Source organism: Streptomyces sp. NPDC046977, from assembly GCF_040644455.1.
In the GTDB taxonomy this organism is placed as follows: Bacteria; Actinomycetota; Actinomycetes; order Streptomycetales; family Streptomycetaceae; genus Actinacidiphila.
On record NZ_JBEYWO010000011.1, the window covers coordinates 93,342 to 119,990 of the forward strand.

The following is a 26,649-nucleotide window of genomic DNA, read 5'->3' on the forward strand; positions in this document are numbered from 1 at the left end:
GGTGGCTGTGACCGGTACGGCTTCTGGCTCCGATGACGCCCGCCGGGCGATCGACGCGGTGTGGCGGATCGAGTCGGCCCGGGTGATCGCCGCTGTCGCGCGCCTCGTGCGCGACATCGGCGTCGCCGAGGAACTGGCCCAGGACGCCCTGGTGGCCGCCCTGGAGCAGTGGCCCCGGGACGGCGTCCCGGCCAACCCCGGCGCCTGGCTCACGGCCGCGGCCAAGCACCGCGCGATCGACCTCGTCCGCCGCAAGGAGGTCTTCGCGCGCAAGCTGGAGGAGCTGGGACACGCCCTGGAGGCGCGCCCGCCGGAGTCCGAGGCCGGTTTCGCGGCGGCCGAGGCGGCGGCCGACGACGACATCGAGGACGACCTGCTCCGGCTGGTCTTCACCACCTGCCACCCGGTGGTGTCCACCGAGGCGCGGGTGGCGCTCACCCTGCGCCTGCTGGGCGGCCTGACGACCGCCGAGATCGCGCGGGCCTTCCTGGTGCCCGAGGCGACGGTCGCGCAGCGCATCGTCCGGGCGAAGCGCAACCTGGCCAAGGCGGAGGTGCCCTTCGAGCAGCCCCAGGGCACGGAACGGGTCGAGCGCCTGTCCTCGGTGCTGGAGGTCATCTACCTGGTCTTCAACGAGGGGTACTCGGCGACCGCCGGCGACGACTGGATGCGCCCGGCGCTCTGCGAGGACGCGCTGCGGCTGGGGCGGCTGCTGGCCGGCCTGATGCCGAAGGAGCCGGAGGTCCACGGCCTGGTCGCGCTGATGGAGATCCAGGCGTCCCGGGCCGCCGCGCGGACCGGTCCCGACGGTGAGCCGGTGCTGCTGATCGACCAGGACCGGCGGCGCTGGGACCGGCTGCTGATCCGCCGCGGCTTCGCCGCCCTGGCCCGCTCCGACGCGGCCGGCGGCCCGCCCGGGCCCTACGCGCTCCAGGCCGCCATCGCCGCCTGCCACGCCCAGGCGGCCCGCGCGCAGGACACCGACTGGCGGCGCATCGCGGACCTGTACGGGGTGCTGGCGGTGCGGGCTCCGTCGCCGGTGGTGGAGCTCAACCGGGCCGTCGCGGTCACCATGGCGTACGGGCCGCAGGAGGGGCTGGCGGTCGTGGACCGGCTGACCGGCGAGCCCGCGCTGCGCGAGTACCACCTGCTGCCGAGTGTCCGGGGCGACCTGCTGGAGCGCCTGGGCCGCCACGACGAGGCGCGTGCGGAGTTCCTGCGCGCCGCGGAACTCACGCGCAACGAGCGCGAGCGCGCGCTGCTGCTGGGACGGGCCTCGGCGGCCGGTCAGGCCCGGGGCGGGGAGTCCGGCGGCCGCGGCTGAAAGCCGTCGCGGCGCGGGCCGCGGAGCGCGTGCAGCATGATCAGCATGAGCAGCGGGCACATCAGCGCCACCGCGAGGATGAACACCGCGGCGAAGGGGACGCCGACGCTCAGGGCGACCACCACGGCGAGGGCGGCGAGGACCGCGGCGACGGCCCAGTGACGGCCGCTGTGCGGCAGGGCGGGTGTTCCGGGCGTTCGCATCGCGGCCTCCCGCGTCGGCTCGCCGAGAATTCACCTTCCATCGTACGCCGGGGGCGCTCTCCGGCCCCGGTGCGGAGTCGTCCTGTCCGGCCGGACGGTACGCCAACCACCGCGTGTCCGGGAGGAATTGACGGCGCTGCTGTCGGCCCGCCGGACGGCGCATGGCATCATCCTGCGGGGTGACGCCCCGCGGCACGGCGGAACCGGGCCCGCACGGGCGGCGTCTCCACGCCCAGCATCCCGACACCCGAGAGGGGCCCGGCATGACCGGCACGGCGAGCCGCTATCTCTATCTGACCCGCCACGCGGAGGCGCTGCCCGACGAGAGCGGCCTGACGGAGAACGGCTTCCGGCAGGCGGAACTCCTCGGTGAGCGCCTCAAGGGGACCCCGATCGCCGCCGTCCACCACGGCCCGCTCCCCCGTGCCGCGCAGACCGCCGCGCTCATCGGCGAACGGCTGGGCGGCGCGGTGCCGGTGGGGGCCAACGACCTGGCCGGCGACTACCCGCCCTTCATCCCGCAGGAGTCCGAGCTGCCGTCGGACAGCGCGTACTACCTCTCCCGGTTCCTGGACCGCTTCGGCCCGGAGGAGCGCGCGTGGGGGCCGGAGCTGGGGCGGGAGGCGCTGGCGCGCTTCGCGGGGCCGCCGGCCGCGGGCAAGGCCGCCCACGAGCTCGTGGTCACCCACAACTTCCTGATCGGCAGGCTGGTCGCGGCGGCCCTGGACGCGCCGCCGTGGCGCTGGCTCGGTCTCGACCACGCCAACGCCGCCCTGACCGTCATCCGCTACACGCCGGGCCGTCCGCACTCCGTGCTGCTCTACAACGACATGCGGCACCTCCCGGAAGAACTGCGCTGGACGGGTTTCCCCGCCGAGCTGCATTTCTGAGGCGGCCCCCCGCACGCTCCCGCACGCCTCCGGGCACCACCGGGCCCGCCGAGGGCCCTTCCGGCCTCTGGCAGCGCCTCATCCGCAGTGCTACAAAGGCGACATGGCCGACCTTTTCGGCTGATTCGGTGCGTACCGGTGCGATCACTGAGCGAGAAGAGTCCCCGCAGCGTCGCCGGGCAGGTCTTCGTCCTCCAGGTGGCGGTCGTCGTGCTGCTCGTGGCCTGCGCGGTGCTCGCCCTGGTGCTCCAGTCACGGCACGACAGCGAGCGCGAGGCCGTCAACCGCTCGGTCGCCGCGGCCCGCACCTTCGCCCGTTCCCCCGGACTCCCGCAGGCGCTGAGGAGCCCCGACCCCTCCAAGGTGCTGCAACCGGTCACCGAACTGGCCCGCAAGGAAGCGGGCGTCGACTTCATCGTCGTCATGGACACCCATGGCACCCGCTACACGCACCCCATGCCGGCGCGGATCGGCCGGCGGTTCGTCGGCACCATAGAACCGTCGCTGCACGGCAAGGTCCACACCGAGAGCGTCCGGGGGCCGCTCGGACACGAGGTGCAGGCCGTCGTCCCGGTCCACGACCCCGTGGAGGACCCGCACGGCAGGATCGTCGGCCTGGTCGCGGCCGGCATGAAGGTCACCAATGTGACGGTCGTGGTGAACCGGCAGCTGCCGATCATCCTCGGCGCGGGCGCCGCCGCGCTCGCCCTGGCCATGGCGGGGACGGCACTCATCTCCAAGCGGCTGCGGCGGCAGACCCACCGCCTGGACCCCGCCGGGATCAGCCGCATGTACGAGCACCACGACACGGTGCTGCACTCCGTGCGGGAGGGCGTGCTCATCGTCGCCGCCGACGGCCGCCTGCTGCTGGTCAACGACGAGGCCGCGCGCCTGCTCCACCTGCCGGCCGACACCGAGGGGCGGTACGTCACCGAGCTGGCGGACCTCGAACCCGCCATGGTCGAGCTGCTGGTCTCCCGCCGTGAGGCGACCGACGAGTTCCTCCCGGCCGGCGACCGGCTGCTGGCGGTGAACCAGCGGCTCACGACGGCCGGCGGCGACCTGCCGGGCTCGGTGGTGACGCTGCGCGACTCGACCGAGCTGCAGGCGCTCGCCGGCCGCGCCGAGGTCGCCCGCGAACGCCTCACACTGCTCTACGACGCGGGGCTGGGCATCGGCACCACCCTCGACGTGGTCCGCACCGCGGAGGAACTGGCGGAGGTAGCGGTCCCCCGCTTCGCCGACTACGTGACCGTCGACCTCGCCGACCCCGTCCTGCACGGCGAGGAGCCCACCGGCATGAGCGCGGTCGACATGCGCCGCACCGCCGTCAACGGCATCCGCGACGACGCCCCGCTGTACCCGCTGGGCACGCTGATCGACTTCCTGCCGTCCACCCCGCAGGCGCGCGGCTTCGGCACCGGGCGCTCGGAGGTGGTGGGCAGGCTCGGCGAGGACCCCGGCTGGCTGGCCCAGGACCCCGAGCGGACGCGCAGCATCGTCCGCTACGGCATCCACTCGCTCATCGCGACCCCGCTCAAGGCCCGCGGCGTCGTCCTGGGCGTGGTCAACTTCTGGCGCTCGCAGAAGCCGGAGCCGTTCGACGAGGAGGACCTCTCGCTGGCCGAGGAGCTGGTCGCGCGCGCCGCCATCAACATCGACAACGCCCGCCGCTACACCCGCGAGCACGCCCTGGCCGTCACCTTGCAGCGCAGCCTGCTGCCGCGCGCCCTGCCGGAGCAGAGCGCCCTGGACGTCGCCCACCGCTACCTGCCGGCGCAGTCGGGCGTGAGCGGCGACTGGTTCGACGTGATCCCGCTGCCGGGCAACCGGGTGGCGCTCGTCGTCGGCGACGTCGTCGGCCACGGACTGCACGCGGCCGCCACCATGGGCCGGCTGCGCACCGCGGTGCACAACTTCTCCACCCTCGACCTGCCCCCCGACGAGCTGCTGGGCCACCTCGACGACCTCGTCGGCCGGATCGACCAGGACGAGTCGGGCACCGGGATCGGCGCCGGCGTCATGGGCGCCAGCTGCCTCTACGCGATCTACGACCCCGTCACCGGGCGCTGCGCCATGGCGCGCGCCGGGCACCACCCGCCCGCGCTGGCGCGCCCCGACGGCACCGTGGAGTTCCCCGACCTGCCCGCCGGCCCGCCGCTGGGACTGGGCGGCATGCCGTTCAGGACCGCCGAGCTGGAGCTCCCCGAGGGCACCCAGCTCGTGCTGTACACCGACGGGCTCATCGAGGACCGTTCGCGCGACCTGGACGTCGGCATGGAGATGCTGCGCCGGGCGCTGGCCGCGCACCCCGAGCGGCCGCCGGAGGAGAGCTGCCGGGCCGTGCTGGAGGCGCTGCTGCCCGGCCGGCCCAAGGACGACGTGGCCCTGCTGATCGCCCGGACCCGCCGCGCCCCGGCCTGCCACGTCGCCGAGTGGGACGTGCCGCTCGACCCGGCCTCCGTCGCGGGCATGCGGGCCGCGGTGACCGAGCGGCTGGAGGAGTGGGGTCTGTGCGAGCTGAGCTTCGGCGTGGAGCTGATCCTCAGCGAACTGCTCACCAACGCCATCCGCTACGGCTCCCCGCCGGTCTCCGTACGGCTGCTCCGCGACCGTGCGCTGACCTGCGAGGTCTCCGACGGCAGCAGCACCTCGCCACACCTGCGCTACGCGGCCACGACCGACGAGGGCGGCCGGGGCCTGTTCCTCGTCGCCCAGATCGCCGAACGCTGGGGCACCCGCTACACCCCCGGGGGCAAGGTGCTGTGGGCCGAGCAGCCGTTGCGGGAGTGGAACGCCGGGAAGGCGGCCGCGGTGCTGGCGGGCGCCCTCGACGCGGCCGCCCGCTGAGCCCGAGCCACCCCGCCGGGGCTGTTCCCCGCCCTCCCGGCGGGTTCCCGGTGACGTCAGACTGGAGCGGTGATCGTGGACGTCCGGCTGCCCTCCCCCCTTGTCGAGCTGACCGGCGACGAGCGGCTGACGGGGCGCGGGCTGCGCATGCTCGTCAAGCGGGACGACCTGATCCACCCGGAGGTGCCGGGCAACAAGTGGCGCAAACTCCACCTGAACCTGCGTGCCGCGGCCGAGGCGGGACACCAGGTGCTGCTGACGTTCGGCGGGGCCTACTCCAACCACCTGCGCGCCACGGCCGCCGCGGGCCGGCTGATGGGACTGGCCACCGTCGGGGTCGTGCGCGGCGACGAACTCGCCCGGCGCCCGCTGAACCCCTCGCTCGCCCGTGCCGCCGCCGACGGCATGCGCCTGCACTTCCTGGACCGCGCGACCTACCGCCGCAAGGACGAGCCCGAGGTCCTGGCGGCGCTCCTGGAGCGGTTCGGCCCCGCCTATGTGGTGCCCGAGGGCGGCAGCAACGCCCTGGCCGCACAAGGGTGCGTGGCACTCGGCGAGGAACTGCGCGGTACGGCGGACGTCGTCGGTGTCGCCTGCGGCACGGGCGGCACCCTGGCGGGCCTCGCCGCGGGACTGGGCCCGGGGCAGCGCGCGATCGGCTTTCCCGTCCTCAAGGGCGGCGGATTCCTGCGCGAGGACATAGGCCGCCTCCAGGAGGCGGCCTTCGGCGGGCGGCGCGGGGACTGGCATCTGGAGGAGCGCTTCCACCACGGCGGCTACGCCCGCCGCACGCCCGCCCTCGACGCCTTCGCGGAGGACTTCGGCGCGCGCCACGGCTTCGTGCCGGACCCCGTGTACGTCGCCAAGATGCTGCACGGCCTGTTCTCGCTGGCCGCCGAAGGCGCCTTCGCCGAGGGCACGGTCCTCGCCGCCGTCGTGACGGGCCGGCCGAGCGGTTAGCCTTGGCCGCATGATCCGATCCGCGGCGCCCGGCGACATCCCGGAGATCCACTCGATGATCCGCGAACTCGCGGAGTACGAGCGGGAGCCGGACAGCGCGCGGGCGACCCCCGCGCAGCTGCACGAGGCACTCTTCGGTCCCGGGGCCGCGGTCTTCGCGTTCATCGCCGAGGACGACGACACCGGCGCCGTGGTGGGCTTCGCCGTGTGGTTCCTGAATTTCTCCACCTGGACCGGTACCCACGGCGTGTACCTTGAGGACTTGTTCGTGCGCCCCTCCGCGCGCGGGGGCGGCCACGGCAAGGCGCTTCTCGCCGAGCTGGCCGCCGTCTGCGTCGAGCGGGGCTACGAGCGCTTCGAGTGGTCCGTACTGGACTGGAACGAGCCGTCGATCGCGTTCTACCGTGCGATGGGCGCCCGTCCCCAGGACGGCTGGACCGTGCAGCGGCTGACCGGCGAACCGCTGCGCACCCTCGCGGAGCAGGCCCGTGTCAACAAAGCGACTTCTCTTTCGAATTGAGACCCCTCGCCCCCTACCCACGGTGCGTGCGCATGCGCCTACTATGGGTGACAGCCATGGGGTGCCGGGCCGGGGCTCATTCATGGCGGCGGCCGTGCTCCGTCCGGGCGACACCGGGGTACGGATCGCGATAGCGTCGCTGGCGAACCGAACCAGATCAGTGCAGTGCCGATGAGGGCAGTGCGAGTGCCACCTTGGAGGTGAGGGTGTCCGAGATCGCAGGCGAGCCCGGGTCGAAGGACTTCGTCGAGGTCCGGCTGCCCGCGGCGGGGGCCTATCTTTCGGTGCTGCGTACGGCGACCGCCGGCCTCGCGGCCCGCTTGGACTTCACCCTCGACGAGATCGAAGACCTGCGCATCGCCGTTGACGAGGCGTGCGCGATTCTGCTCCAGCAGGCCGTCCCGGGGTCCGTGCTGAGCTGTGTCTTCCGCCTGGTCGGGGACGCACTGTGGGTGACCGTGTCGGCTCCCACGACCGACGGCCGCGCCCCGGAGCGCGACACCTTCGCCTGGACGGTGCTCTCCGCCCTGGCCGGCGAGGTGGACTCCAGCGTGGCCGAGGACAAGACCGTGAGCATCGCCCTGCACAAGAAGCGCGGTGCCGGACCGGGACAGCTGTAACGGGGGAATCGCCGTGAACGATCTGGAAGGCAGTACGCCCGGGGTGAGGGGCCGCCCCGTACCCGCCCCTGCGGCGCGACAGGACGAGGCACGGCCCCATCCCGGCGATGGACCGGCGGACCGTCCCGACGACAAGGACGCGCCCGAGCAGACGGATCTGGCGGATCAGGCGGGTCGCATGGAGCAGGAGCAACAGGAGCAGCACGAGCACCACGACCCGCACGACCGGGCCGGGGCGCGTGCGCTCTTCGTGGAGCTGGGCAAGCTTCCGCCGGGTTCACCGGAGCGGGCCGAGCTGCGCAACCGGCTGGTGCGGATGCACCTGCCGCTGGTGGAGCACCTGGCCCGGCGCTTCCGCAACCGCGGCGAGCCGCTCGACGACCTCACCCAGGTCGCCACGATCGGCCTGATCAAGTCCGTCGACCGCTTCGACGTGGACCGCGGGGTGGAGTTCTCCACGTACGCCACCCCCACCGTGGTCGGCGAGATCAAGCGCCACTTCCGGGACAAGGGCTGGGCCGTACGCGTCCCGCGGCGGCTCCAGGAGCTGCGCCTGGCGCTCACGACGGCGACCGGCGAGCTCTCCCAGCGGCACGGCCGTGCCCCGACCGTGCACGAGCTGGCGGAGCATCTGAAGATCACGGAGGAGGAGGTCCTCGAAGGCCTCGAATCCGCCAACGCCTACAGCACGCTCTCGCTCGACGTGCCCGACACCGACGACGAGTCGCCGGCCGTGGCCGACACCCTGGGCGCCGAGGACGACGCCCTGGAGGGTGTGGAGTACCGGGAGTCCCTCAAGCCGCTGCTGGAGCAGCTGCCGCCGCGCGAGAAGAAGATCCTGCTGCTGCGATTCTTCGGCAACATGACGCAGTCGCAGATCGCGCAGGAGGTCGGCATCTCCCAGATGCACGTCTCCCGGCTGCTCGCCCGCACCCTGGCACAGCTGCGCGACAAGCTCCTCGTCGAGGAGTGACGGCACCGCCGACGGCCCGGAGGGCGGGTCCCGCGGCTCCCCCGGGTGCGGCACATCGCACGGCGGGGAGGCGTCCCGTGATCGGCGTGGTCGGGCTGCTCGGACGATGCCACCACTCCCCCGGGCCGAAGGCCGGGGGGAGTGTCGTGCCTGGGCGCACCGCCCGGCGGTAGCTAGCCCTCGGTGGCGGCGATGCCGAGGGCCTCGGTGGCCGCGGGGTGCACGAGGAGCACCAGTTCGGCGATCGCCGCGGCGCCCAGGGCCGCGCCCGCGGCGATCATCACGCCGCCGTTCTGCGCCATGGTCCAGGCGACCGGCAGGGCGACGAGCTGGATGATGAGGGCGGGTCCGCGGCTCCACCGGCGGGCGTGCCACAGCCCGTACGCCGCCGCCAGCGGCATGGCCGCCAGGGCCAGTACGGTCAGGCCGCCGGCCTCGGCCTGGCGCGGGCTGTCGGGGTTGCCGACCAGCCCGAGGACGAGCATGGCGATGCCCCACGCGGCCAGCGCGGCGCCTTCCAGTGCCGCGACCGCGGCGGCCGCCGCGAGGCGGCGCGTACGGCCCGGGCGCACGGTGTTCTCTGTGCCACTCACCCCAGCAGGGTATCGGCCTGCGCTCCCACCGGGATTACGGGCCGGTACCGCCCGGTAGGTACCCTGGCGGTCATGCGCGCTCTCCTCGTGGTCAATCCCGCCGCCACCACCACCAGCGCCCGAACCCGTGACGTCCTCGCGCACGCGCTCGCCAGCGACCTGAAGCTGGAGGTGGCCGCCACCGAGTACCGGGGCCACGCGCGCGACCTCGCGCGGCAGGCCGCGGAGGGCGGCGAGATCGAGCTCGTCGTGGCCCTGGGCGGCGACGGCACCGTCAACGAGGTCGTCAACGGCCTGCTGCACAACGGCCCCGACCCGGAGGGGCTGCCGAAGCTCGCGGTGGTGCCGGGCGGCTCCACCAATGTCTTCGCGCGCGCCCTGGGGCTCCCCAACGACCCCGTGGAGGCGACCGGGGCGCTGCTGGACGCCCTGCGGGACGGGAACTCGCGGACGGTGGGCCTCGGCCGCGTGAGCGGCACGCCGGGCACCGCGGACGAGGGCGTGCCGGCACGCTGGTTCACCTTCTGCGCCGGCCTCGGTTTCGACGCCGGTGTCGTCGGCCGGGTCGAACAGCAGCGGGAGCTCGGCAAGCGGTCGACGCACGCGCTCTACATACGGCAGATGGTCCGCCAGTTCCTCGCGGAGTCCTCGCGCCGCGGCGGGACGATCACGCTGGAGCAGCCGGGCGAGGACCCGGTCACCGATCTCGCGATCGCCATAGTCTGCAACACCACCCCCTGGACCTACCTGGGCAATCGCCCGGTCTACGCGTCGCCGCGGGCGTCCTTCGACACGGCTCTGGACGTGCTCGGGCTGTCCCGTCTGTCGACCCCCGCGGTGACCCGCATCGCCACGCAGCTGCTGCGTTCGACCCCCGACCGGGGGCCGCACGGGAAGCACGTGACCTCGCTGCACGATCTGACGGACTTCACCTTGCATTCGCAGGCGCCACTGCCGTTCCAGGTGGACGGAGACCACCTGGGACTGCGAATCAGCGCAACCTTCTCAGGCGTACGCCGTGCACTGCGTGTGATTGTGTAAGCAGAAGGACATAAAGTCCTTCCACTCGAACGTTTAGGCTGCCCTGCACCCCATGGAAGTACGGCTGTGACCGAGCCGACACCGAGGAATCAAAAAAAAGTTTCCGGAAGGGGTTGTATCCGCAGCCCAGGTTTGCGAACCTCTTCTTGGCGATCGGGACAGCCGCTCTTCGGGCGTCCTCAGTAGCCGGAATCCTCACCACACCCCCGCGGGACCGCACCCAGGAGACTGGGCGATGTCCCGTGCCGTGTCTGGGGATTCGTGAAAGCGTTCACATTCACAAGCAACGTGCAAGCAATACAAGGAGATGGAGCAGCCATGGACTGGCGTCACAACGCCGTTTGCCGCGAAGAAGACCCTGAGCTCTTCTTCCCCATCGGCAACACCGGTCCTGCGCTGCTGCAGATCGAGGAAGCCAAGGCCGTCTGCCGCCGCTGCCCCGTCATGGAGCAGTGCCTGCAGTGGGCCCTCGAGACCGGCCAGGACGCCGGCGTGTGGGGTGGCCTCAGCGAGGACGAGCGTCGCGCAATGAAGCGCCGCGCCGCCCGCAACCGCGCCCGCAACGCCAGCGCCTGACACACGCGCTTACCCCCGAGCCGCAGCGCGCAGCACCTCCGAACCGCGCAGCATCACGACGCAGGAAGCCCCGGCAGCTCGCCCGAGCAGCCGGGGCTTCTCCGTTCCTCCGGCCGGTCCCGCGGCGGGCGTTCAGCTCTCCAGTGCCAGTTCCAGCAGCACCTTCGTCCCGCGTCCGTCGGCCGGGACCATGTCGAAGGTGCCGCCCAACTCCCCCACCACCAGGGTCCGTACGATCTGCAGACCGAGGTTGCCCGCCTGCTGCGGGTCGAAGCCCGGGGGCAGGCCGCGGCCGTCGTCGCGCACGGCGATCGCCAGCCTGCCGTGGCGCCGCTCCGCCGAGACCTCGACCGACCCCTGTTCCGCGGGGCCGAATCCGTGCTCGAGGGCGTTCTGCAGCAGCTCGGTGAGGACCATCGCCAGCGGCGTGGCGACGTCCGCGCTGAGGACGCCGAAGCATCCGGCGCGCCGGGTGGTGACCCGACCGGGTGAGATCTCGGCGACCATGGCCAGCACGCGGTCGGCGATCTCGTCGAACTCGACGCGCTCGTCGAGGTTCTGCGACAGCGTCTCGTGCACGATCGCGATCGAGCCGACCCGCCGCACCGCCTCCTCCAGCGCCTCGCGCCCCTGGTCGGAATCCATCCGGCGGGCTTGGAGCCGCAGCAGGGCGGCGACCGTCTGGAGGTTGTTCTTCACCCGGTGGTGGATCTCCCGGATGGTGGCGTCCTTGGTGATCAGCTCCCGTTCGCGGCGGCGCAGCTCGGTCACGTCGCGCAGCAGCACCAGCGATCCGCTGCGGACGCCCTTGGGGCTCAGCGGGATGGCGCGCAGCTGGATGACGCCGCCGTTGCCCTCGATCTCGGTCTCGCGCGGCGCCTTGCCGCTGGCGACGGTCACCAGCGCCTCGTGGCTCTTGCCGCGGGAGGGGGCCAGCTCGGCGGTGGCGGTGCCCAGATGGTGGCCGACGAGGTCCGCGGCCTGGCCGAGGCGGTGGTACGCGGAGAGGGCGTTGGGGCTGGCGTACTGGACGATGCCGTCGGCGTCGAGGCGGATCAGCCCGTCGCCGACGCGCGGCGAGGCGTCCATGTCGACCTGCTCGGACGGGAAGGGGAACGTGCCGGCCGCGATCATCTGCGCCAGGTCGGACGCGCTCTGCAGATAGGTGAGCTCCAGCCGGCTCGGCGTGCGCACGGTGAGCAGGTTGGTGTTGCGCGCGATCACCCCGAGGACCCGTCCGGCCCGGCGCACGGGGATCGACTCGACCCGCACCGGCACCTCCTCGCGCCACTCGGGGTCGCCCTCCCGCACGATCCGCCCCTCGTCGAGCGCGGCGTCCAGCATCGGGCGGCGGCCACGCGGCACGAGATGGCCGACCATGTCGTCCTGGTAGGAGGTGGGGCCGGTGTTGGGGCGCATCTGCGCGACGGAGACATACCGCGTGCCGTCGCTCGTCGGCACCCACAGGACGAGATCGGCGAAGGAGAGATCCGAGAGCAATTGCCACTCCGACACCAGGAGATGAAGCCACTCGAGATCGGAATCATCGAGGTCGGTGTGCTGGCGTACGAGATCGTTCATGGAGGGCACGCAAATGAGCGTACCCGCGCTCATGGCAAGCGCTGACATCCAGTCCCCACAAAGGCCTTCCAGCCCCTATGATCTGACTGCGTCAGGTTATGGACAACGGATAATGGTCTAGTCCAGAATTGATGTGAACAACTGAACTTCCGCCCTTCCCGCACAGAAGGGTGGAGCGAGGCCGGGGCGCTCTCTGCCCTGACTGCGCCTGGCCTCACGAGTCGGCCCCAGTGAGCCGCGGGAACCGCACACCCCGCGTGCCGGGTGCCGACAGCAGCTCCGGGCTGCGGTGCTGGACGGGTTGAGGGTCCCGTTCCGGCGCCGCGGCCCGAAGTGGTTTCCGGGGCATCCGCGGGGCACCCGTGCGGCGTCCGTGCCGTGTACCCCCACTCCTTTCCCGCACCGCCTTCAGAGCTTTGACGTTTCACGGCGCGAAAAGGCCCGCGGACACGGCGGGCGGGAGACCGGATCGGCCTCCCGTCCACCGCGCCCACGGGCCGGAGCGCAAAGCGGCGTCAGTGCGTCTCGGTCACCTTCGCCAGGGCGCGCGGCGCGTCCGGGTCCTGGCCGCGGGCGATGGTGATCTCGTAGGCGAGCATCTGCAGCGGCAGGATCTCCAGGATCGGCTGGACCTCCTCGGCGACGCCCGCGGTCGGCAGGACGAAGCCCGCGGAGGCGGCCTCGACGGACGCCTGGTTGCCGATCACGACGAGGTCGGCGCCCCGGCCGCGGAGCCGGTCCAGGACGGGCTGCAGGGCCTGGCCGCCCTTGCCCTCGGTGACGATGGCGATGACCGGCGAGACGTTGTCGACCATCGCCAGCGGACCGTGCAGCAGGTCGGCGCCGGAGAAGGACAGGGCCGGGATGTAGCTGGTCTCCATCAGCTTCAGCGCGGCCTCCTTCGCGGTCGGGTAGCCGTAGCCCCGCGAGGTGAGCACCAGGCGCTCGGCGAAGCGGTACCGGCCGGCCAGCGCCTTGACCTCGTCCCCCCGGGCCAGGATCTGCTCGGCCAGCTCGGGAAGGATCTTGGCGGCGTTGCCGTCGCCGCCGCGCAGGCCCTCGACGAAGAGGTAGAGGGCGAGCAGTTCGGCCGTGTACGTCTTGGTCGCCGGGAGCGCCTTCTCCGGTCCGGCGAGCACGTCGATGTGGAACTCGGAGACCTCGGCCAGCGGCGAGTCGGCGTTGTTGGTGACCGCCAGGGTGATCGCGCCGGCCTCGCGGGCCGCCCGGGTGGAGGCCACCAGGTCGGGCGAGCCGCCGGACTGGCTGACGGTGACGACCAGGCAGTCGGTGAGGTCCGGGCGGGCGCCGTAGGCGGTCGTGGTGGACATGGAGGTCAGGCCCGCCGGCTTGCCGAGCAGCACCTCGATCAAGTACTTCGCGTACAGCGCCGCGTTGTCGGAGGTGCCGCGCGCGGTGAGCAGCACGAAGCGCGGGTTGCGCGCGGCGATCCGCTCGGCGGTCTCACGGATGCGCGGCGCGCCCTCCTCGAGGATGCGGCGCAGCACGGTGGGCTGCTCGGCCATCTCACCGGACATGATCCGGCCCGGCATCGGGGGCTGCTGGGTCGGAGTCGGGGCGGACATTCTGGGAGCCTCCAGGTCGGTCTCTGGAACGGGTGGCGCCACCGGGGCGGTCAGGCGTCGGCGTCCTTGCCGACGACGACCTCCGCGGCCGCTCGCCCGCACACGCGGGCCGCGCCGTGGGTCGCGATGTGCAGCGCGCCGGAGGGCGGAGCCTGGGGAACGCCCATCTCCACCACCGCCGTGTCCGGCCGGGCGGCGAGCAGGGCACCCAGCGCTTCGGCCATCCACGGGTGACGGTGCACGTCACGGACCACTGCGACGATCCTACGGTTCGCCGCGGAGCGGAGCACATTTGCGGTCAAAGCATCGCCCTGGCGGAAGGTGCCGGTCACTGTCCCGGGCAGCAGCCGGTCGAGTTCCGCGGCGACGCCCCACGGTGTCTCGGCGCCGACGGCGATGTTGGCGACCGGCGTGAAGGCCACGACGTAGGGCGCCTCGGTGACCGGCTCGTACGCCCCGGTCCGCGTCACGCGCAGCGCGCGCCGCGCGGCCGTGAGGCCGATGTCGGGGTCCGGCGCGCCGTCGTCGGCGGCGGCGGCCGCGCCGGTGGTCCAGGCGGCCAGCGCCCGTACCCGGGCGGCGGCGTCGGCGAGCCGCCCGCGCGGCAGTTCGCCGACGCGCACGGCGTCGACGATCGCGTCGCGCAGGGCGACCACGGTCTCCTCGTCGGCGAGGCCGCCGCCGACGCAGATGGCGTCGGCACCGGCCGCGATGGCCAGCACCGTGCCGCGCTCGACGCCGTAGGTGTCGGCGATGGCGCGCATCTCGATGCCGTCGGTGACGACGAGGCCGTCGTAGCCCAGCTCGTCGCGCAGCAGCCCGGTCAGGACGGCGGGGCTGAGCGTGCCGGGGCGGTCGGGGTCGAGGGCCGGGACGAGGATGTGCGCGCTCATGACGGCCTTGGTGCCCGCGGCCAGGGCGGCGCGGAACGGGGCGAGTTCGCGGGAGTGCAGGGTGTCCAGGTCGACGTCCACGCGGGGCAGGGCGTGGTGGGAGTCGACGGAGGTGTCGCCGTGCCCGGGGAAGTGCTTGGTGCAGGCGGCCACGCCCGCGGACTGCAGCCCCTCCACATAGGCGGCGGTGTGCCGGGCGACGAGCAGCGGCTCCGAGCCGAAGGACCGCACCCCGATGACCGGGTTGCCGGGATCGGAGTTGACGTCGGCGGACGGCGCCCAGTTGAGGTTGACCCCGCAGGCGGCGAGCCGGCGGCCCAGCTCGGCGGCGACGTCACGGGTCAGGGCGGTGTCGTCGACCGCGCCCAGCGCGAGGTTGCCGGGGAAGGAGGAGCCGGTGCGGGCCTCCAGCCGGGTCACGTCGCCGCCCTCCTCGTCGGCGGCGATCAGCACCTCGGGCCGTACCGCGCGCAGTTGCGCGGTGAGCGCGGCGAGCTGCTCGGGCGATTCGATGTTGCGGGCGAACAGCGCCACGGAACCGAGGCCCTCGGCGAGCCGGCGCAGCAGCCACTCGGGGGCGGTGGTGCCGTGGAATCCGGGCTGCAGGACGGCGAGGGCGTCCCGCGCGAGGTCGTCGGCGTCCGCGGTGCCGTCGGGGATCTGACTCAAGGTCTCGGTCATCCCTTCACCGCCCCGGCGGTCAGGCCGGCGGCGACCTTGCGCTGCACGATCAGGAAGAAGACCACCACAGGAACGCCCATCATGGTCGAACCCGCCATCATCGGCGCGTAGTCGGTGCCGCGCGAGGTGACGAAGTTGCCCAGCCAGACGGTGGCGGTCTGGTGCTCCTGGCTCATGATGAGCATCGCGTAGAGGTACTCGTTCCAGGCCTGGATGAGCGCGTAGATCGAGGTGGCCACGAGGCCGGGGGCGAGTAGCGGCAGCACGACGCGGAGGAACGCGCCCATGCGCGTGCACCCGTCGACCATCGCCGACTCCTCCAGTTCCTTGGGGATGTTGACGATGAAGCCGCGCAGGGTCCAGACCGTGAACGGCAGCACGAAGGTCAGGTAGGTGATGACCAGGCCGGAGAGCTTGTCGATCTGGTCGATCTGGTTCAGCAGCAGGAAGACCGGGATGATCATCGCGACCAGCGGCACCATCTGGACGGCGAGGATCGCGACGATGACCGCCTTGCGGCCGCGGAAGACGAAGCGCGAGATGGCCAGCGCCGCCAGCAGCCCGATGACCAGGCCGAGGCCGACCGTCGAGCCGGAGACGATGAGGCTGCGGCCGACCGAGCCCCAGAAGTCACCGATGCCGAGGGCGTCGGAGAAGTTCTGGAAGGACAGGCTGGTCGGGAAGAACTTGGGGTCGGGGTCGATGGCGTCCTTGGCGGGCTTGAACGCCGTGTTCAGCATCCAGTAGACCGGGAAGCCGGTGACGACCACGACCAGCAGGCCGAGCAGGTTGTAGACGGTACGTCCCTTGCGGCGCGGGCGCCGGGCGGCGCGGCGGGCCGGGGAGGCGGGCGGGGCCGCCGGGGCGGGGGCGGTGTCGAGCACGGTCGTCACTCCACCTCTCCGATCTTCAGCATCTGGCGCATGTAGACGGCCATCACGCCGAGGAGCAGCAGCACGGTGATGACGGCGATGGCCGCGCCCGCGTCGTAGTCGTTGGCGACGAAGGCCTGGTCGTAGGAGTAGGTGGTGAGCACCTGGTAGTCGGGCTCGGGGTGGCCGTCGCGCATGAGGAAGACCTGCGGGAAGACGCCCATGTCCCAGATGACCGACAGGGTGGTCAGCATGACGATGAGCGGCTTGAGCACCGGGAGGGTGACGTGCCGGAAGACCTTGACCGGACCGGCGCCGTCCATCCGGGCGGCCTCCTCCAGTTCCCTGGGCACCTGGGTGAGACCGGCGTGCAGGGTGATGGCGACGAAGGGGATGGCCCCCCAGACCACCATCAGGGTGATGACGAGGAAGCCCTGCCGGGTGTCGGTGAACCAGTTGTGGCCGCTGAAGTCGACCCCGGGCAGCCGGCTGAGCAGCCAGTTGAGGACACCGTAGTCGCTGTCGAACATCCACTTGAAGACGGTGATGGCGACGACGACGGGCATGGCCCAGCTCGCCACCAGGGCGATGTTGATCAGCGTCTTCATCCAGGGCGAGACCCTCTGGAGCAGCAGCGCCACCGCCATGCCGAGCACCAGGGTGAGCAGCACCGCGGCGACGGTGAACAGCAGGGTGCGCAGGACGACGGCCCAGAACTCCGAATCGCCGAGCACATGCGTGTAGTTGGCGAAGCCCTGCCAGTCGCCGGGCAGCCCCTGCCAGAGCTCGGCCTGCCCGTACTGCTTGAAGGACAGGGTGATCAGCCGGACCAGCGGGTACCCGAGGACCAGCACCAGGACGCCGATGGTCGGTGCGAGCAGGGCCCAGGGGAGCGCGGCCCCGCCCAGGCGGCGTGGCCTGCGGCCCGGTCCGGCCGGTTGCCGCGGGAGCGGCACTTTGTCGAGCGGTGTGTCAACGGCACTCATCATGTGCTCCTCGGCTACTCCAGTGCCTGGTGGTCGCGCACCGGAGCCGGCCGCCCGAGGGCGGCCGGCCGGCGTCGATCACTGTGGTTGCCCTGATCCCCGGTCAGCCGGCGTTGATCACCGCGTTGATCTGCTCGTCGGCGGACTTCGTGGCGTCCTCGATGGACGCCTTGCCGACGGCGATGTCGTTGAGCATGTTCTGCAGGATCTGCTTCTTCTCGACCTGCAGCCAGCCCGGCGCGGTCGGGACGAACCAGGTGTTCTCGTTGGCGCGGGCCGAGGCGGCCGTGGCCGGGTCGTCCTTCAGCGGGGCGAGCAGGGACTTGGCGTTGGGCAGGTTGCCCTTGGAGATCAGGACCTTCTGGGCGGCCGAATCAGTGAAGGCGTTGATCCAGTCGGCGGCGAGGTCCTGCGCGGCGGACTTGGCGGGGATGACCAGGTCGGAGCCTCCGATGAAGTTCGGCAGGAGGTCGCCGTTCGGGCCGGGGAGCGCGAAGGTCTCCAGGTTGTCCTTGAGCGTGCCGGTCTTGTCGGTCTTGGGGTCGGCGGCGGCGCCGCCCTCCCAGCTGGCGCCGTAGATGAGCGCGGACTTGCCCTGGCCGTAGACGATGTAGCGGTCGGACTCGTCCTTGTTCTTGTCGCCGTGGAAGTACTTGTCGAGGACGCCCTTCCAGGTCTTCAGGCCCTCGATGGACTTGGGGTCGGACAGGGAGGCGGTCCACTTGCCGCCGTCCTCCTTGGCGACGTCGCCGCCGGCGTCCTTGACGAAGGCCAGCGCGGTGTACCAGTCGCGGCTGGGCTGGTACCAGGCGGAGAACTTGTCGCCGTTCTTCTTCTGGATCTTGTCGAGGGCGTCGGTGAGCTCGGCCCAGGTGGCGGGGGCCTTGGTGACGCCGGCCGCCTTGGCGACGTCCTTGCGCCAGGTACCGACGCGGGCACCGGCGTAGTAAGGCACGCCGTAGGTCTTGCCGTTGTACGTGACCGAGCCCTCCAGGGCGTCCAGCCAGTCGCCGGAGTTCTCGAACTTGCTCTTGTCGATCGGGGCGAACGCGCCCTTGACCAGGTAGCCGAGCGTCTCGGTGTTGCCCATCTCGACCACGTCCGGCACCTTCTTGGTGGCGAGGACGGCGTCGAGCTTCTGGTTCTTGGCGGTCCACTCGTAGTACTCGTGGTGGATCTTCACGCCCTTGTGCGCGGCCGTGAAGGCGTCGTCCGCCTGCTTCACCAGCTCGGGCCAGTTCTTCTGTGCGTCGACCGCCAGCCAGACGGTGATCTCCTTGGGCGCTGCGGCCTTGTCGGAGCCCTTGTCGTCCGAACCGCAGGCCGCAACGCCGGCGACCATGACTGCGACACCGATCGCCGCGATCAGCTTGCGCTTCACAACACCCTCCCCAGGGCAGTGAGTACCAAGTGGTGTAGACCAGTGCCCGAAGCTTGGCCTAGACCTTTAGGGGTGTCAAGGGTGTATAAGAGCACCGGTCGCGTCCGTTACCGGACCGACATCTGGGCCCGTTACGCGATGTGGGCCCCGACCGTGCCACGATGTGAGCCGCGAATGACGGAGGAGCCGGTGACGGCAGCACGACAGCACACGGGAGCACAGGCGATGGACAGCGACGGCGAGACCGGAGCGGCGGTGACGGAGTCCGCGGAGACCGCGGCAACCGCGGCGACCGCGGCCGGACGAACCGCCCGGGTGCCCAAGTACTACGGGCTCAAGCGCCATCTGCTGGAACTGACGCAGACGATGCCGCCCGGCTCGCCGGTGCCCCCGGAGCGCACCCTGGCGGCGGAGTTCGACACCTCCCGCACCACCGTGCGCCAGGCCCTTCAGGAGCTGGTCGTCGAAGGACGGCTGGAGCGCATCCAGGGCAAGGGCACCTTCGTCGCCAAGCCGAAGGTCTCCCAGGCGCTGCAACTCACCTCGTACACCGAGGACATGCGGGCCCAGGGCCTGGAGCCCACCTCGCAGCTGCTGGACATCGGCTACATCACCGCCGACGACCGGCTGGCCGAGCTGCTGGACATGAAGGCCGGTGGCCGCGTGCTGCGCATCGAGCGGCTGCGGCTGGCCAACGGCGAGCCGATGGCGATCGAGACCACCCATCTGTCGGCCAAGCGCTTCCCCGCGCTGCGCCGCAGCCTGGCCAAGTACACCTCGCTCTACACCGCGCTCGCCGAGGTCTACGACGTGCGGCCGGCCGAGGCCGAGGAGACCATCGAGACCTCGCTGGCCACCCCGCGCGAGGCCGGACTGCTCGGCACCGACGTGGGGCTGCCGATGCTGCTGCTGTCCCGGCACTCCATCGACACCGGCGGGCAGCCGGTGGAGTGGGTGCGCTCGGTCTACCGCGGCGACCGCTACAAGTTCGTGGCACGGCTGCGCCGGCCGTAGCCCGGTGAGGATGCCGGGAAGTTCCCGGAAGGTTCCCGTCCCCGGAGATCGTTTCCATACCGCAATGCGGACGGGTAGTGACGTGCGCCGGTGCCTGACCTAGATTTCCTGCGCATTACACAGGAGTGAGATCAGGACGGAGCCGCAGCAATGTCCGAGCAACCAACCGGAACTCCGGTCCGGCCACCGGTGGTCACCCCCACCCGTGTGATCGCCGGTGTCTGCCTCGTCATCCCGTTCGTCGCGATGCTCTGGGTCGGCTCGTACGCGACGCTGACCCCCGAGTTCATCGGCATCCCGTTCTTCTACTGGTACCAGATGCTGTGGGTGTTCCTCTCCTCGGGCCTGACGTACACCGCGTACGTCCTGGTCCGCCGCGAGGAGCGGGCACGGAAGGAGGCGTCGAAGTGAATGACGGGGTCAACGGCGTCGCACTCGCCGTCTTCATCTTCTTCTTCGTGGTCGTCACGGTGCTCGGCTTCCTCGCCGCGCGCTGGCGCAAGGCCGAGAACTCCCTGCACCTGGACGAGTGGGGGCTCGGCGGCCGCAGCTTCGGCGGCTGGATCACCTGGTTCCTGCTGGGCGGCGACCTGTACACGGCCTACACCTTCGTCGCCGTCCCGGCGGCGGTGTACGCGGCGGGCGCGGCCGGCTTCTTCGCGGTGCCGTACACGATCCTGGTCTACCCGCTGGTCTTCACCTTCCTGCCGCGGCTGTGGTCGGTGTCCCACAAGCACGGCTACGTCACCACCTCGGACTTCGTCCGCGGCCGCTTCGGCTCCAAGAGCCTGTCCCTGGCGGTGGCCGTCACCGGCATCCTCGCCACCATGCCCTACATCGCGCTCCAGCTCGTCGGCATCCAGGCGGTGCTGGACGTGATGGGCGTGGGCGGCGGCGCGTCGTCCAACTGGTTCGTCAAGGACCTGCCGCTGCTCATCGCCTTCGGCGTGCTGGCCGCGTACACGTACTCCTCGGGCCTGCGCGCGCCCGCGCTGATCGCGTTCGTCAAGGACACCCTGATCTACATCGTCATCGCCGTGGCGATCATCTACATACCGATCAAACTCGGCGGCTTCGACGACATCTTCGCCAAGGCGGGCGAGGCCTACTCGCAGGTCAGCCCGGCCACCGGCAAGCCCCGCGGGGCGCTGGCACCCGGCGACACCGCGCAGTGGGCGTACGGGACGCTGGCGCTGGGCTCGGCCCTCGCACTGTTCATGTACCCGCACTCGGTCACCGCGGTGCTCTCCAGCCGCAGCCGTGACGTCATCCGCCGCAACACCACCGTGCTGCCGCTGTACTCGCTGATGCTCGGCCTGCTGGCGATGCTCGGCTTCATGGCGCTGGCGAGCGGGGTCGGGGCCGGGATCACGGGCTACAACGGGCAACTGGCGATCCCCCAGCTGTTCGAGAACATGTTCCCGTCCTGGTTCGCGGGCGTGGCCTTCGCCGCGATCGGCATCGGCGCCCTGGTGCCCGCCGCGATCATGTCGATCGCCGCGGCGAACCTGTTCACCCGCAACATCTACAAGGACTTCATCAAGCCCGACGCCACCCCGGCGCAGGAGACCCAGGTCTCCAAGATCGTCTCGCTGCTGGTCAAGGTCGGCGCGCTGGTCTTCGTCCTCACCATGGACAAGACGGTCGCCATCAACTTCCAGCTGCTGGGCGGCATCTGGATCCTGCAGACCTTCCCGGCCCTGGTCGGCGGGCTGTTCACCCGCTGGTTCCACCGCTGGGCGCTGCTGGCCGGCTGGGCGGTCGGCATGGTCTACGGCACCTGGGTCGCCTACGGCGTCGCGAGCCCCGCCCAGAAGCACTTCGGCGGTTCCTCCGACACCATCCCGGTCATCGGGCAGATCGGCTACATCGGCCTGACCGCCTTCGTCCTCAACGTGGTGGTCAGCGTCGTCCTCACCCTGGTCCTGCGGGCCCTCAAGGCGCCCGAGGGCGTGGACGAGACGGCCCAGCAGGACTACTCCGCCGACGCCGGCGACCCCGGCGTGCAGCGGGAAACGCCGGTGGTCGCCGGCCACTGACGGCCACCACCGGCCACGGTCACGGGCCGCCGCCCAGGGACGGGACGGCGGCCCGTCGTCACGCCGTACGCGCCCCCTCCGGCCGACGGAAGGCACGGCGGTACGCCTGCGGGGTGGTTCCCACCCAGCGCGCGAAGTGGTGGCGCAGGGTCGCCGCGTTGCCGAATCCCGCGCGGAGCGCGACCGCGTCCACCGTCGCGTCGGTGGCCTCCAGCAACTCCCGGGCCAGCAGCACCCGCTGCCCCAGCAGCCACCGGTAGGGAGTCGTCCCGGTCTCCTGCTGGAAGCGGCGGGCGAAGGTGCGCGGCGACATGTGGGCGCGGGCCGCGAGCTCGTCCACGCTCACCTCGCGGTCCAGGTGGCGTTCCATCCAGCCGAGGACCTCCCCCACGGTGTCGCACCGCGTGCGCGGCAGCGGCCGCTCGATGTACTGCGCCTGGCCGCCCTCGCGGTGCGGCGGCACCACCATGCGCCGCGCTATCGCGTTGGCCACGTCGCTGCCCTGCTCCTTGCGGACCAGGTGCAGGCAGGCGTCGATCCCGGCGGCGGTGCCGGCCGAGGTGATCACCGGGTCCTCGTCCACATAGAGCACGTCGGGCTCCACGCGGGCCAGCGGGTAACGGGCCGCCAGTTCCTCGGCGTGCCGCCAGTGCGCCGCGCAGCGGCGGCCGTCCAGCAGGCCCGCGGCCGCCAGCACGAAGACGCCCGAGCACACGCTCAGTACGCGCGCACCGCGCTCCACGGTGCGGTTCAGCGCCCGCAGCAGCTCCGGCGGGTACTCCCGGCGCACATAGGAGTCGCCGGCCGGCACCGCCACGAGGTCGGCCTCCTCCAGCCGTTCCAGCCCGTGCGAGGTGCCGATGGTGAAACCGCCCGGGGAGTTCAGGGTGGGGCCTTCCGCGGAGGCCACGGCGAAGTCGTACGCCGGCAGCCCGTCAGCCGATCTGTCGAGTCCGAACACCTCGCAGACCACGCCCAGTTCGAAGGGATGAACGCCGTCGAGCAGCACCACGGCCACGTTCTGCAGCATGCGCCCAGCATGGCAGAGGCATGGCAGGGACGTGGCAGGATTTCGAGGGAGTACGTCAGTCCTGCCACTCCCGGCGGGGGCCGGCGAGGAGCACAGTCGAAGGCATGGAAACGCTTCTCGCCACCGTCACCGCACTGGTCTTCTTCCTCCTTCTGGCGCTCGCCGCCCTGACCGGACACGTCCACGACTCCCGCGACGGCCACGACTGGCACGCGTGAACCGGGCAATCCGTAACCGCTCCGACACAACATCTGGTGGCGTCATGGGCGGGCGCCACTAGATGTATGCTCGACTCCGCTGTCGCCGCAGGGGAAGCCGGTGGGAATCCGGGACTGCCCCGCAACGGTGTGCGGGCGCCACGGAGGCATGCCCGCGAGTCCGAGTACCTGCCGACGGCACCGTCCGGCGCGCCGTCCGGACGGTGAACTGTCCGGGCCTCGCGGGTTGGGCCGGCGGACGCGCCGCGGCATGCCCTGCCCTGCGTGCGCCCCGTCCCTCCCTCCCGCGTCGTCGCCGTTCGAGGGAGAGAGCACACGTGACCATCGCGCCCGCAGCACCCGCCACCGCATCGGACCCCGCCTCACCGGGAACCGGATTGCTGAGCTCCCTCACGGAGCTGACCGCAGACCTCCCCGACACCGACCCCGGCCGGGTCGCCGCCGCCGCGCTGCGCGGCCGCAGCGCCGCCGCGGACGAGGCGGAACTGCGGGCGCTGGCCACCGAGGCCGCCGCCGGGCTGATCTCGGAGGACCCCCAGTACTCCCGCCTCGCCGCCCGGCTGCTGACGCTCGCCATCGCCGAGGAGGCGGCCGGCCAGGGAGCGGTGTCCTTCTCCGCGTCCATCGCCGTCGGCCACCGCGAGGGCCTGATCGCCGACGGCACCGCCGAGTTCGTGGCCACCCACGCCGCGCGCCTGGACGGCCTGGTCGACGCCGCCCTCGCCGGCCGTGCCGACGACCGCTTCGGCTACTTCGGCCTGCGCACCCTGCACAGCCGCTACCTGCTGCGTCACCCGATCACCCGTCAGGTCATCGAGACCCCGCAGCACTTCATGCTCCGCGTGGCCTGCGGACTCGCCGAGGACCACACCACGCGCGCCCTCGACGAGGTCGCCGCGCTGTACGGCCTGATGAGCCGGCTGGACTACCTGCCCAGCTCCCCCACCCTGTTCAACTCCGGCACCCGGCACCCGCAGATGTCCTCCTGCTACCTGCTGGACTCCCCGCTGGACGAGCTGGACTCCCTCTACGACCGCTACCACCAGGTCGCCCGGCTGTCGAAGCACGCCGGCGGCATCGGCCTGTCGTACTCCCGCATCCGCTCCCGCGGTTCGCTGATCCGCGGCACCAACGGCCACTCCAACGGCATCGTCCCGTTCCTGCGCACCCTCGACGCCTCCGTCGCCGCCGTGAACCAGGGCGGCCGCCGCAAGGGCGCCGCCTGCGTCTACCTGGAGACCTGGCACGCGGACATCGAGGAGTTCCTGGAACTGCGCGACAACACCGGCGAGGAGGCGCGCCGCACCCACAACCTCAACCTGGCGCACTGGATCCCGGACGAGTTCATGCGCCGCGTCGACGCCGACGGCGACTGGTCGCTGTTCTCCCCCTCCGACACGCCCGAACTCGTCGACCTGTGGGGCGAGGAGTTCGACGCCGCCTACCGCAAGGCCGAGGCGGCGGGCCTGGCCCGCAAGACCCTCCCGGCCCGCGAGCTGTACGGCCGCATGATGCGCACCCTCGCGCAGACCGGCAACGGCTGGATGACCTTCAAGGACGCCTCCAACCGCACCGCCAACCAGACCGCCGAGCCCGGCCGCGTCATCCACTCCTCCAACCTCTGCACCGAGATCCTGGAGGTCACGAACGACGGCGAGACCGCGGTCTGCAACCTCGGTTCGGTCAACCTCGGCGCGTTCGTGGGTGAGGACGGCTCGATCGACTGGGAGCGGCTGGACGCCACCGTCCGCACCGCCGTGACCTTCCTCGACCGCGTCGTGGACATCAACTTCTACCCGACCCGCGAGGCCGCCGCCTCCAACGAGCGCTGGCGCCCGGTGGGCCTGGGCGCGATGGGCCTGCAGGACGTCTTCTTCAAGCTGCGGCTGCCCTTCGACTCCGCCGAGGCCAAGGCCCTGTCCACCCGGATCGCCGAGCGCATCATGCTCGCCGCCTACGAGGCCTCCTGCGACCTGGCCGAGCGCCACGGCGCGCACCCGGCCTGGTCGCAGACCCGCGCCGCCCGCGGCGTGCTGCACCCCGACCACTACGCGACCGAGGAGAACTGGCCCGAGCGCTGGGAGGCGCTGCGCGCCCGCGTCGCCGCCACCGGCATGCGCAACTCGCTGCTGCTCGCCATCGCCCCGACCGCGACCATCGCCTCCATCGCCGGTGTGTACGAGTGCATCGAGCCGCAGGTCTCCAACCTCTTCAAGCGTGAGACGCTGAGCGGTGAGTTCCTCCAGGTCAACTCCTACCTGGTGGCCGACCTGAAGAAGCTCGGCGTCTGGGACGCGCAGACCCGCGACGCGCTGCGCGAGTCCAACGGCTCCGTCGAGGGCTTCCACTGGATCCCCGCCGACGTGCGCGAGCTGTACCGCACCGCCTGGGAGCTGCCGCAGCGCGCCCTGATCGACATGGCCGCGGCCCGCACCCCGTACCTCGACCAGAGCCAGTCGCTCAACCTCTTCATGGCCTCGCCCACCATCGGCAAGCTCAGCTCGATGTACGCGTACGCCTGGAAGCAGGGCCTGAAGACGACGTACTACCTGCGCTCCCGCCCGGCCACGCGCATCGCCCAGTCCGCCCGCGCGGCCGCGCCCGCCGCCATCCCCGTCCAGCAGACGACGCCCGACGCCGACGCGATCGCCTGCTCCCTTGAGAACCCCGAGTCCTGCGAGGCCTGCCAGTAATGAGCTCCACCAAGAAACTGCTCGACCCGGGCTTCGAGCTGACCCTGCGTCCGATGCGCTACCCGGACTTCTACGAGCGCTACCGCGACGCCATCAAGAACACCTGGACCGTGGAGGAGGTCGACCTCCACTCCGACGTCGCCGACCTCGCCAAGCTGTCCGCCGGCGAGCAGCACATGATCGGCCGGCTGGTGGCCTTCTTCGCCACCGGCGACTCGATCGTGGCCAACAACCTCGTGCTGACGCTCTACAAGCACATCAACTCCCCCGAGGCGCGGCTGTACCTGTCGCGGCAGCTCTTCGAGGAGGCCGTGCACGTCCAGTTCTACCTGACGCTGCTCGACACCTACCTGCCCGATCCCGAGGAGCGCGCCGCGGCCTTCGACGCGGTGGAGAACATCCCCTCCATCCGCGAGAAGGCGCAGTTCTGCTTCCGCTGGATGGACTCCGTGGAGTCCATCGACCGCCTGGAGAGCAGGGCGGACCGGCGCCGCTTCCTGCTCAACCTGATCTGCTTCGCGGCCTGCATCGAGGGCCTGTTCTTCTACGGTGCCTTCGCGTACGTCTACTGGTTCCGGTCCCGCGGCCTGCTGCACGGCCTCGCGACCGGCACCAACTGGGTGTTCCGCGACGAGTCCATGCACATGGACTTCGCCTTCCACGTGGTCGACACCGTCCGCCAGGAGGAGCCCGACCTCTTCGACGAGGAGATGGGCAAGGAGGTCACCGCGATGCTGGAGGAGGCCGTCGAGGCCGAGCTCCAGTTCGCCCGCGACCTGTGCGGCGACGGCCTGCCCGGCATGAACACCGACTCCATGCGCGAGTACCTCCAGTGCGTCGCCGACCAGCGTCTGGTGCGGCTCGGTCTGCCGGCCCGCTACGGCTCGGAGAACCCGTTCTCCTTCATGGAGTTGCAGAACGTCCAGGAGCTGACCAACTTCTTCGAGCGCCGCGCCTCCGCGTACCAGGTGGCGGTCGAGGGCTCGGTCTCCTTCGACGACGACTTCTGATCCGCACTGCGGGGGGCGGGGCGGCGGGCGGCAACAGCCTCCCGCCGCCCCGCCGTTCGCTCAGTAGGCGGTGACCTGGGGGGCGCGGACCCGTTCGTGCCGGGGAACGGCGGCC

General features: G+C 71.6%; 23 protein-coding genes and 1 riboswitch. Of the genes, 14 read left to right on the forward strand and 9 right to left on the reverse strand.

Annotation, left to right across the window (positions count from 1 at the left end):
- Position 1: 1 nt before the first annotated feature.
- Positions 2-1,324: a sigma-70 family RNA polymerase sigma factor gene (locus ABZ883_RS18720; RefSeq protein ID WP_360907179.1), complete on the forward strand. Its 1,323-nt coding sequence runs from the start codon at positions 2-4 to the stop codon at positions 1,322-1,324.
- Here the strand turns inward: ABZ883_RS18720 and ABZ883_RS18725 are convergent.
- On the reverse strand, positions 1,288-1,527 hold the full coding sequence (locus tag ABZ883_RS18725) for a hypothetical protein (RefSeq protein ID WP_360907181.1): 240 nt from the start codon (positions 1,525-1,527) through the stop codon (positions 1,288-1,290). The two genes, ABZ883_RS18720 and ABZ883_RS18725, sit on opposite strands and share 37 nt — an antisense overlap.
- Positions 1,528-1,790: 263 nt before the next feature.
- Here ABZ883_RS18725 and ABZ883_RS18730 point away from each other — a divergent pair, with 263 nt between their 5' ends.
- From ABZ883_RS18730 to ABZ883_RS18755, 6 genes are all read left to right on the forward strand, one after another.
- Positions 1,791-2,417, forward strand: coding sequence for a histidine phosphatase family protein (locus ABZ883_RS18730; RefSeq protein WP_360907183.1), 627 nt, complete (start codon positions 1,791-1,793; stop codon positions 2,415-2,417).
- A gap of 147 nt (positions 2,418-2,564) precedes the next feature.
- Positions 2,565-5,267: a SpoIIE family protein phosphatase gene (locus tag ABZ883_RS18735; protein WP_360907418.1), complete on the forward strand. Its 2,703-nt coding sequence runs from the start codon at positions 2,565-2,567 to the stop codon at positions 5,265-5,267.
- A gap of 69 nt (positions 5,268-5,336) precedes the next feature.
- Positions 5,337-6,227 (forward strand): pyridoxal-phosphate dependent enzyme, encoded by an 891-nt coding sequence (locus ABZ883_RS18740; protein WP_360907185.1) that lies wholly within the window; start codon positions 5,337-5,339, stop codon positions 6,225-6,227.
- Between the two features lie 10 nt (positions 6,228-6,237).
- Positions 6,238-6,747: a GNAT family N-acetyltransferase gene (locus ABZ883_RS18745; RefSeq protein WP_360907187.1), complete on the forward strand. Its 510-nt coding sequence runs from the start codon at positions 6,238-6,240 to the stop codon at positions 6,745-6,747.
- A gap of 206 nt (positions 6,748-6,953) precedes the next feature.
- Positions 6,954-7,367 carry an anti-sigma regulatory factor gene (locus tag ABZ883_RS18750; RefSeq protein WP_319665704.1) on the forward strand — a complete coding sequence of 138 codons (414 nt, stop codon included), beginning with the start codon at positions 6,954-6,956 and terminating at the stop codon, positions 7,365-7,367.
- Positions 7,368-7,410: 43 nt separating this feature from the next.
- Positions 7,411-8,340, forward strand: a complete 930-nt coding sequence (locus ABZ883_RS18755) for an RNA polymerase sigma factor SigF (protein ID WP_360907420.1) — start codon at positions 7,411-7,413, stop codon at positions 8,338-8,340.
- Positions 8,341-8,513: 173 nt separating this feature from the next.
- On the opposite strand, the gene ABZ883_RS18760 is transcribed toward ABZ883_RS18755, so the two are convergent.
- The gene (locus ABZ883_RS18760) at positions 8,514-8,933 is read right to left on the reverse strand and encodes a hypothetical protein (RefSeq protein ID WP_360907191.1); all 420 of its coding nucleotides are present in this window, start codon (positions 8,931-8,933) and stop codon (positions 8,514-8,516) included.
- 72 nt (positions 8,934-9,005) lie between these two features.
- Here ABZ883_RS18760 and ABZ883_RS18765 point away from each other — a divergent pair, with 72 nt between their 5' ends.
- On the forward strand, positions 9,006-9,974 hold the full coding sequence (locus ABZ883_RS18765) for a diacylglycerol kinase family protein (RefSeq protein WP_360907193.1): 969 nt from the start codon (positions 9,006-9,008) through the stop codon (positions 9,972-9,974).
- Between the two features lie 318 nt (positions 9,975-10,292).
- A complete protein-coding gene (locus ABZ883_RS18770) occupies positions 10,293-10,550 on the forward strand; it encodes a WhiB family transcriptional regulator (RefSeq protein WP_018563321.1) in 258 nt (85 codons plus the stop codon).
- 132 nt (positions 10,551-10,682) lie between these two features.
- Here ABZ883_RS18770 and ABZ883_RS18775 read toward each other — a convergent pair whose 3' ends face one another.
- The 6 genes from ABZ883_RS18775 to ABZ883_RS18800 form a co-directional block, all read right to left on the reverse strand.
- A complete protein-coding gene (locus ABZ883_RS18775; RefSeq protein WP_360907422.1) occupies positions 10,683-12,131 on the reverse strand; it encodes a histidine kinase N-terminal domain-containing protein in 1,449 nt (482 codons plus the stop codon).
- 515 nt (positions 12,132-12,646) lie between these two features.
- The gene (locus tag ABZ883_RS18780; RefSeq protein WP_360907195.1) at positions 12,647-13,717 is read right to left on the reverse strand and encodes an SIS domain-containing protein; all 1,071 of its coding nucleotides are present in this window, start codon (positions 13,715-13,717) and stop codon (positions 12,647-12,649) included.
- Between the two features lie 50 nt (positions 13,718-13,767).
- Positions 13,768-15,291, reverse strand: coding sequence for a glycoside hydrolase family 3 protein (locus ABZ883_RS18785; RefSeq protein ID WP_360907197.1), 1,524 nt, complete (start codon positions 15,289-15,291; stop codon positions 13,768-13,770).
- Positions 15,288-16,079: a carbohydrate ABC transporter permease gene (locus ABZ883_RS18790; RefSeq protein ID WP_360907424.1), complete on the reverse strand. Its 792-nt coding sequence runs from the start codon at positions 16,077-16,079 to the stop codon at positions 15,288-15,290. Before ABZ883_RS18790 ends, ABZ883_RS18785 begins: the two co-directional genes overlap by 4 nt.
- A 101-nt stretch (positions 16,080-16,180) precedes the next feature.
- Positions 16,181-17,149, reverse strand: coding sequence for a sugar ABC transporter permease (locus tag ABZ883_RS18795; RefSeq protein WP_360907426.1), 969 nt, complete (start codon positions 17,147-17,149; stop codon positions 16,181-16,183).
- 103 nt (positions 17,150-17,252) lie between these two features.
- On the reverse strand, positions 17,253-18,530 hold the full coding sequence (locus ABZ883_RS18800; RefSeq protein WP_360907199.1) for an extracellular solute-binding protein: 1,278 nt from the start codon (positions 18,528-18,530) through the stop codon (positions 17,253-17,255).
- 225 nt (positions 18,531-18,755) lie between these two features.
- Here ABZ883_RS18800 and ABZ883_RS18805 point away from each other — a divergent pair, with 225 nt between their 5' ends.
- From ABZ883_RS18805 to mctP, 3 genes are all read left to right on the forward strand, one after another.
- The gene (locus ABZ883_RS18805) at positions 18,756-19,544 is read left to right on the forward strand and encodes a GntR family transcriptional regulator (protein ID WP_360907428.1); all 789 of its coding nucleotides are present in this window, start codon (positions 18,756-18,758) and stop codon (positions 19,542-19,544) included.
- Positions 19,545-19,694: 150 nt separating this feature from the next.
- Positions 19,695-19,955, forward strand: coding sequence for a DUF3311 domain-containing protein (locus ABZ883_RS18810; RefSeq protein ID WP_360907201.1), 261 nt, complete (start codon positions 19,695-19,697; stop codon positions 19,953-19,955).
- The gene (gene mctP / locus ABZ883_RS18815) at positions 19,952-21,583 is read left to right on the forward strand and encodes a monocarboxylate uptake permease MctP (RefSeq protein ID WP_360907203.1); all 1,632 of its coding nucleotides are present in this window, start codon (positions 19,952-19,954) and stop codon (positions 21,581-21,583) included. The genes ABZ883_RS18810 and mctP overlap by 4 nt, the downstream gene beginning before the upstream one ends.
- 58 nt (positions 21,584-21,641) lie before the next feature.
- Here the strand turns inward: mctP and ABZ883_RS18820 are convergent, their stop codons facing one another.
- Complete coding sequence (locus ABZ883_RS18820; protein WP_360907205.1) at positions 21,642-22,613, reverse strand: helix-turn-helix domain-containing protein; 972 nt, start codon at positions 22,611-22,613, stop codon at positions 21,642-21,644.
- 309 nt (positions 22,614-22,922) lie between these two features.
- A riboswitch (cobalamin riboswitch) is annotated at positions 22,923-23,000 on the forward strand.
- A gap of 148 nt (positions 23,001-23,148) precedes the next feature.
- Here ABZ883_RS18820 and ABZ883_RS18825 point away from each other — a divergent pair.
- Positions 23,149-25,524 (forward strand): ribonucleoside-diphosphate reductase subunit alpha, encoded by a 2,376-nt coding sequence (locus ABZ883_RS18825; protein WP_360907207.1) that lies wholly within the window; start codon positions 23,149-23,151, stop codon positions 25,522-25,524.
- Positions 25,524-26,534 carry a ribonucleotide-diphosphate reductase subunit beta gene (locus ABZ883_RS18830; RefSeq protein ID WP_360907209.1) on the forward strand — a complete coding sequence of 337 codons (1,011 nt, stop codon included), beginning with the start codon at positions 25,524-25,526 and terminating at the stop codon, positions 26,532-26,534. Before ABZ883_RS18825 ends, ABZ883_RS18830 begins: the two co-directional genes overlap by 1 nt.
- The last annotated feature ends 115 nt before the right edge of the window (positions 26,535-26,649 follow it).

Bases quoted from the DNA above. Each gene is read 5' to 3' on its own strand.
- ABZ883_RS18725 (WP_360907181.1), bottom strand. From the start codon at position 1,527: ATGCGAACGCCCGGAACACCCGCCCTGCCGCACAGCGGCCGTCACTGG.
- ABZ883_RS18730 (WP_360907183.1), top strand. From the start codon at position 1,791: ATGACCGGCACGGCGAGCCGCTATCTCTATCTGACCCGCCACGCGGAG.
- ABZ883_RS18745 (WP_360907187.1), top strand. From the start codon at position 6,238: ATGATCCGATCCGCGGCGCCCGGCGACATCCCGGAGATCCACTCGATG.
- ABZ883_RS18765 (WP_360907193.1), top strand. From the start codon at position 9,006: ATGCGCGCTCTCCTCGTGGTCAATCCCGCCGCCACCACCACCAGCGCC.
- ABZ883_RS18770 (WP_018563321.1), top strand. From the start codon at position 10,293: ATGGACTGGCGTCACAACGCCGTTTGCCGCGAAGAAGACCCTGAGCTC.
- ABZ883_RS18775 (WP_360907422.1), bottom strand. From the start codon at position 12,131: ATGAACGATCTCGTACGCCAGCACACCGACCTCGATGATTCCGATCTC.
- ABZ883_RS18780 (WP_360907195.1), bottom strand. From the start codon at position 13,717: ATGTCCGCCCCGACTCCGACCCAGCAGCCCCCGATGCCGGGCCGGATC.
- ABZ883_RS18785 (WP_360907197.1), bottom strand. From the start codon at position 15,291: ATGACCGAGACCTTGAGTCAGATCCCCGACGGCACCGCGGACGCCGAC.
- ABZ883_RS18795 (WP_360907426.1), bottom strand. From the start codon at position 17,149: ATGAGTGCCGTTGACACACCGCTCGACAAAGTGCCGCTCCCGCGGCAA.
- ABZ883_RS18805 (WP_360907428.1), top strand. From the start codon at position 18,756: ATGGACAGCGACGGCGAGACCGGAGCGGCGGTGACGGAGTCCGCGGAG.
- ABZ883_RS18810 (WP_360907201.1), top strand. From the start codon at position 19,695: ATGTCCGAGCAACCAACCGGAACTCCGGTCCGGCCACCGGTGGTCACC.
- ABZ883_RS18820 (WP_360907205.1), bottom strand. From the start codon at position 22,613: ATGCTGCAGAACGTGGCCGTGGTGCTGCTCGACGGCGTTCATCCCTTC.
- ABZ883_RS18830 (WP_360907209.1), top strand. From the start codon at position 25,524: ATGAGCTCCACCAAGAAACTGCTCGACCCGGGCTTCGAGCTGACCCTG.